Source organism: Streptomyces sp. NPDC055506 (assembly GCF_053643595.1).
This window is the reverse complement of record NZ_JBSHKH010000232.1, coordinates 1-5,881: the sequence shown is the minus strand read 5'-3', so window position 1 is coordinate 5,881 and position 5,881 is coordinate 1. Positions and strand designations below refer to the sequence as shown.

Annotated in this window: 5 protein-coding genes; 2 read left to right on the top strand and 3 right to left on the bottom strand. The window is 71.8% G+C overall.

Features of this window, described 5'->3' with window-relative positions; all coding sequences use genetic code 11:
• The 3 genes from ACWIF2_RS39785 to ACWIF2_RS39775 all read right to left on the bottom strand — a co-directional run.
• The coding region (locus ACWIF2_RS39785) for a TetR/AcrR family transcriptional regulator (RefSeq protein WP_454366473.1) at positions 1-601 on the bottom strand (601 nt) is incomplete at its 3' end.
• A 29-nt stretch (positions 602-630) separates the two neighbouring features.
• Positions 631-2,295: a class I adenylate-forming enzyme family protein gene (locus ACWIF2_RS39780; RefSeq protein WP_454366472.1), complete on the bottom strand. Its 1,665-nt coding sequence runs from the start codon at positions 2,293-2,295 to the stop codon at positions 631-633.
• Complete coding sequence (locus ACWIF2_RS39775) at positions 2,292-3,065, bottom strand: SDR family oxidoreductase (protein ID WP_454366470.1); 774 nt, start codon at positions 3,063-3,065, stop codon at positions 2,292-2,294. The genes ACWIF2_RS39780 and ACWIF2_RS39775 overlap by 4 nt, the downstream gene beginning before the upstream one ends.
• Positions 3,066-3,213: 148 nt before the next feature.
• On the opposite strand from ACWIF2_RS39775, the gene ACWIF2_RS39770 reads away from it, so the two are divergent.
• The gene (locus ACWIF2_RS39770) at positions 3,214-4,449 is read left to right on the top strand and encodes an exo-beta-N-acetylmuramidase NamZ family protein (RefSeq protein ID WP_454366468.1); all 1,236 of its coding nucleotides are present in this window, start codon (positions 3,214-3,216) and stop codon (positions 4,447-4,449) included.
• Between the two features lie 109 nt (positions 4,450-4,558).
• Positions 4,559-5,878 carry a serine-threonine protein kinase gene (locus tag ACWIF2_RS39765; protein WP_454366466.1) on the top strand — a complete coding sequence of 440 codons (1,320 nt, stop codon included), beginning with the start codon at positions 4,559-4,561 and terminating at the stop codon, positions 5,876-5,878.
• Positions 5,879-5,881: the final 3 nt, after the last annotated feature.

The following is a 5,881-nucleotide window of genomic DNA, read 5'->3' as shown; positions in this document are numbered from 1 at the left end:
CCCTGGGACAGGGGCGCAGTGCCCGCATCAGGAGGTCGGCCAGGTGGTCTGCGACCTGCTGGGGCGTCATGGGGCCATCCGGCCGGTACCACGTCGACAGGTGGTGGACCGAGCCGAAGTGGTAGTCCACCACCAGGTCCGCCGGTGTCGTCCTCGAGAAGACGCCCGTCTCCTGGCCCTCCTCCACCAGCGCGCGGAAGCGCTCGTGGTAGCGACGCCGCTCGGAGCGGACCTGCTTGTTCTTCTCGGGGCTGAGATGGTGCATCGACCGCCAGAAGATCATCGCGTCGTCGAGGTTGTCGATGGTCGTCACCACGACGTCCGCGGCCGCGGACCGCAGCCGCTGCTCCACCGGCTCGTCCGCGTCCGCGACGGCGTCCAGCCGCTCCTGCTGGATGCGCAGCACGCGCGCGTACACCTCGTGCAGCAGATCGTCCTTGGAGCCGAAGTAGTGGTACAGCGCCCCCTTGGTGACGCCTGCCGCCTCGACGATCTCCTGTACCGAGGTGCGGTCGTAGCCCCGCTCGGCGAAGAGCCGGGTGGCGGCGGCCAGGAGCCGCTGAGGCACGGGGATGCCGTCCGAGTCCGTCGTCCTGGGCACTGCCGCCACCTGCCTTTCCGTACTGCTGGTCAATTGCCTTGCGTCCGGGAACGCAGTTCCCGACGGAGGATCTTCCCACTGGCCGTCTTCGGCAAGTCGGGCAGGATCTCCACCTGGCGCGGGTACTTGTAAGCGGCCAGTCTCTCCTTGCAGTACGCGGCGAGTGCATCCGGGTCCGTCTCGGCGTCCGGACGCAGGCTGATGTACGCCTTGACGGTCTCCCCGCGATAGCCGTCGGGCACCCCGACCACGGCGGCCTCGCGCACCGCCGGGTGCGTGTAGAGCACGTCCTCGACCTCGCGCGGCCACACCTTGAAGCCGGACGCGTTGATCATGTCCTTCTTGCGGTCGACGACGTACAGCCAGCCCTGCTCGTCCATGAAGCCGATGTCGCCGGTGCGCAGCTCGGCTCCGGGGAAGGTCTCGGCGGTGGCGTCGGCACGCCGCCAGTAGCCGGGCACGACCTGCGGGCCGCGTACGGCGATCTCGCCCTGCTCGCCGAAGGGCACCTCGTCGCCGTTGTCGTCGACGATCCGTACGACCGTGTCGGGGCCGGGCAGGCCCACGGCGAGCGTCCCGGAGGCCGGGTCGACGGGCGCCTCCAGACCGGGCGGCACGGAGGCGCAGGGCGCGGTGCACTCGGTCAGCCCGTAGCCGTTGCGGATGTACGGACCGAAGCCCGCCCGGAACTTCTCCACCAGCGCGGGCGGCAGCGGGGCGCCGCCGGAGGAGATCACCCGGAAGGAGGAGAAGTGCTCACGGGTGACGGAGGGGTGGGCGGCCAGCGCCATGAAGGCCGTGGACGGGCCGACCGTGTAGTGCGGCGCGTGCTCGGCGAACGCGTCCAGCACCGTGCCCGCCTCGAAGCGGTAGGCCAGTACGAGCGTGCCCCCGCTGTTCAGACAGGCGCCGAACTGACAGACCATGCCCGTGATGTGGAACAGGGGCGCCATCGCGAAGTACACGGGCCGCTCGGGCAGCCCCAGCCCGGTCCGCTGGCGCTCGGCGTTGTACATGATGTTGCCGTGCGTGTTGGTGGCGCCCTTGGGCGTGCCGCTGGTGCCGGAGGTGTAGCTGATCAGCGCGATGTCGGAGGGGCCGGGTTCCCGGTCCTCGGGCGCCTTGTGCCCGGCCCGCGCCACCGTCACCAGGTCATCGGCGTCCGGGGCCTGCGGCAGCCGCTCGAAGGTGAGCACGCGCGCGTCGTCACGCGTCTGGAAGTCCAGCTCGCACCCGGTGAGCACGATCCGCACGGGCGAGTCCGCCGCCGTCTCGCGCAGATACGACTCCCACGCCCGGTCCGAGCAGATCAACGCGGCCACCTCGCCGTCCCGCAGGACGTGGGTCACCTCGCCCGCCTTGTACATCGGGTTGACGGGCACGACGACCGCGCCGGCCTTCCACGCGCCGAGCACGGCGAGCACGAAGTGCGGGGAGTTCTGCAGGAGCACCGCGACCCGGTCGCCGTGCTCCAGGCCGCGCGCCGCGAGGTGCCCGGCGACGGAGTCGCTGAGCTCGTCGACCTCCCGGTAGGTCAGCCGGCCGTCGAAGTAGGCCAGGAAGTCGCTGTCCGGTGTCTCGGACACCACCCGCCGCAGGGCGTGCACAAGGGAGCCGGCGGGGCTTATCGGGCCCTTCTGGGCCTCGTCGAGCAGGTCCAGCCAGGGCTTGGCGGCGTATCGGGACTCTGTCACCGGCTCTCCTCCCACTGCTGCTGGATGCGGTTCATCCCGGTCAGCCACCGGTCGGGGTCAGCGGCCCGGGCCTGGTGATAGGCGGCGACCTCCGGGTGCGGCAGGATCAGGAACCGGTCCTCCTCGATGCCCTTGACCAGGGCGTCCGCGACGGCCTCCGGCTCGATGGCGGTCGGCTGCAGCACCAGGTCGCCCGCGCTGCCGGTGGCGGCGAGCATGTCGGTGCGGACGCCCTGCGGGCAGATGGCGTGGACCTTCACGCCCCGGTGCCGGTACGTCAGCGACAGCCACTCGGCGTAGGCGAGGGCGCCGTGCTTGGTGACGGCGTAGGGGGCGGCGCCGATCATGGTGAGCAGCCCGGCGGCGGAGACGGTGGAGACGAACCGGCCGCTGCCGCGCTCCAGCCAGGCGGGCAGCAGTTGCTCAGCCGCCCGGACATGGGCCATGACGTTCACGTCCCAGGACGTCGCCCACGCCTTCTCGTCCAGCGCCTGCTCGGCATCGACACCGTCGAAGGCGACACCGGCGTTGGCGCAGTACACGTCGACGGTCCCGCCGAGCGCGTCCCGGGCGTCCCCGACGATCGCCGAGGCGTCCCCGGGCACGGCGATGCCCCCGACCTCGTCCGCGACGTGCTTGGCCCGCTCGGCGTCCAGGTCGTTGACGACGACCCGGGCCCCCTCGGCGGCGAAGCGCCGGGCAAGCGCGGCCCCGATACCTCCACCGGCCCCCGTGACAACGACTCCGGCCCCTTGAAAGGCTCCCACCATCGGTCTCCTTAAACGCGGCTCAGCAATGGCGCCAGACTAACCGGTCGGTATGTTTCAAGGAAGGGGCAACCGCAACACCCTAGGGGCGCGGGGAACTGCGCGACCAGCCACGACGAAGCGGCACAAAACGGACTACGGAGGTCACCGCATGCGCCCTTCCAGACGAGCCGTACTCACGACCGCCACGGCGGCAGCCGTATCAGCCACCTCCACCGCCGCAGCAGCCCAGCGCCACAGAAAACTACGCACCGGCTTCGAACGACTCGCCCAAGCCGGCTACACCCTGCTCGACAACCAAAAGGTCGGCATCGTCACCAACCCCACCGGCATCACCCGCGACGCCCGCCACATCGTCGACGTCATGCACGAGGACGACCTCGTCGACCTCACCGCCGTCTTCGGCCCCGAACACGGCTTCCGGGGCACCGCCCAGGCCGGCGGCTCCGAGGGCCGCTACGACGACCCGGCGACCGGCCTGCCCGTCTACGACACGTACCTCAAGAGCGGCCGGCCCCTCGCCGACATCTTCACCGCGTCCGGCGTGGACACGGTCGTCTTCGACATCCAGGACGTCGGCGCCCGCTTCTACACGTACATCTGGACCCTGTACGACTGCATGGAGGCCGCGCAGCTCGCCGGCAAGCGGTTCGTGGTCCTGGACCGGCCCAACCCGGTGACCGGGCGGGCGGCGCTGGGGCCCGTGCTGCACAAGGAGTTCGCCTCGTTCGTCGGGCGGCAGCCCATCTCGCAGGCCCACGGGATGACCGTCGCGGAGCTGGCGCGGCTGTTCAACGGCGAGTTCCTGACCGCCCCCGTGCCGCTGGAGACCGTGCCGATGTCGGGCTGGAAGCGCTCGGAGTTCTACGACGCCTCCGGCCTGCCCTGGGTGCCGCCGAGCCCGAACATGCCGACGCCGGATACGGCCCTGGTGTACTCGGGGACGTGTCTGTTCGAGGGCACGAACCTGTCGGAGGGGCGCGGCACGACCCGGCCGTTCGAGCTGCTGGGCGCGGAGGGCGTCGACCGGCGCTGGGCAGAGGGGGCGAACGAACTCGGGCTGCCCGGCGTGCGGTTCAGGGAGGCGTACTTCGCGCCCACCTTCTCGAAGTTCCAGGGCAAGACGATCGGCGGTGTGCAGGTCCATGTGCACGACCGGGCCGCGTTCGACCCCGTGCGCACGGGAATCGCCCTGCTCGTGACCGCCAAGCGAGCCTGGAGCGGTTTCGCCTGGCGCCCCGACAACTGGATCGACAAGCTCACCGGCTCCACGCTCGTGCGCACGATGATCGACGCGGGCGCGGACACCGACGAGGTCGTGGCGGGGTGGCAGCAGGACCTGGCGGCGTTCCGGCGGACGCGGCGGGAGTACCTCGTCTACCGCTGAGCGAGGCATGCCGCGGCACCCGATGCGTCCGTGACATATGGCCAAGTCGCCCCGTTGGCAGGACGATGCATCCAGATCGTGGCGTCACCCGGGGGCTAGGGGGCCTGTCATGGCGGATCCGGCGATGAGTGTGGCTCCCTACTGGGAGCTGACCTTCGACGCGGACGGGGACCCGGCGGGCCGCCAGCGGGACCGGCTGCTCGCCGGGGTGGCCGAACGGAAGGTGCGCGACCTGATCGTCTTCGCGCACGGCTGGAACAACGACCGCTCGGGCGCGACCCGGCTCTACGACCGTTTCCTCGCGCCCGTCCCACGGCTGGCCCCGGCGGCCCGGATCGGGTACGTCGGGGTGCTGTGGCCGGCGATGCGGTTCTCCGACGAACCGATCCCGGACCTGCCCCGGGCCGTGGCGGCCGGGGCCCCCGGGCGTCCCGCGCTCGACAAGGACACGCGGCACGCGCTGCTGGAGACCTTCCCGGGCCGGGCGATCCTGGTCGACCAGATCGCGCGGCTGCTGGAGCAGCAGCCGCGGGAGGAGTCCGAGCTGGAGGAGTTCGGGCGGCTGGTGCGGCTGCTGGTGGAGGTGGTGGCGCCCGGGCCTCAGGAGCTGTTCGCGGCGGACACGGTGGCGGAGGGGGTGCCACAGAGCGAGCCGGAGATGTTCGCTCCCGGATCCTCGGCGGCGGCCTGCGAGGATTTCGCGCAGGCGCTCGCGGAGCTCGAAGTGTCCGGCGCACGGCGGGACTTCAGGCTCCCGAACCCCTGGGACGGTGCGCACGAACTGCTGCGGCAGGCGGCGTACTACGCCATGAAGCGGCGCGCGGGAACCGTCGGTGAGCGCGGTCTCGGCCGGGTCGTCGGGCAGCTCGCGAAGGCGGCGCCGGGCGTGCGCGTGCACCTCGTGGGGCACAGTTTCGGCGCCCGGCTGGTGTCGTTCGCGCTGCGCGGACTCCCCGAGGGCGTGCGCACGGTGAAGTCCGTGACGCTGCTCCAAGGGGCGTTCTCACACTACGCGTTCGCGGCCCGGCTGCCGCACGACGCGCGCGCCGGAGGGGTGCTGCAGGGGCAGCAGAACCGTGTCGACGGCCCTGTGGTGTGCTGCCACTCCCGGCACGACTCGGCCCTCGGCACGTTCTATCCGCTGGCGTCGCGGATGGCGGGCGACAGCCGGTCGGCCACCGGGCTCGAGCTGAGCCGGGCCCTGGGCGAGAAGTGGGGCGCGATGGGCTGCGGCGGGGTGCGGGCGGTGCCGGGCACGCGCGCGTACACCCTCGCCAAGGCCCTGACGGTGGAACTGCCCGCCTCGGGGTGCGTGAACGTCGACGCGGCGGCGGTGGTCAGACGCGGCGGCCCGCCGGCCGGCGCCCACAGCGACATCCTGCACGAGGAACTGGCGCGCCTGGTGCTGACGGCGGGGCGCGTCCGCTGACCC

Excerpts from the sequence above, each read along its gene's own strand:
- ACWIF2_RS39775 (WP_454366470.1), bottom strand. The coding sequence starts at position 3,065 with ATGGTGGGAGCCTTTCAAGGGGCCGGAGTCGTTGTCACGGGGGCCGGT.
- ACWIF2_RS39770 (WP_454366468.1), top strand. The coding sequence starts at position 3,214 with ATGCGCCCTTCCAGACGAGCCGTACTCACGACCGCCACGGCGGCAGCC.
- ACWIF2_RS39765 (WP_454366466.1), top strand. The coding sequence starts at position 4,559 with ATGGCGGATCCGGCGATGAGTGTGGCTCCCTACTGGGAGCTGACCTTC.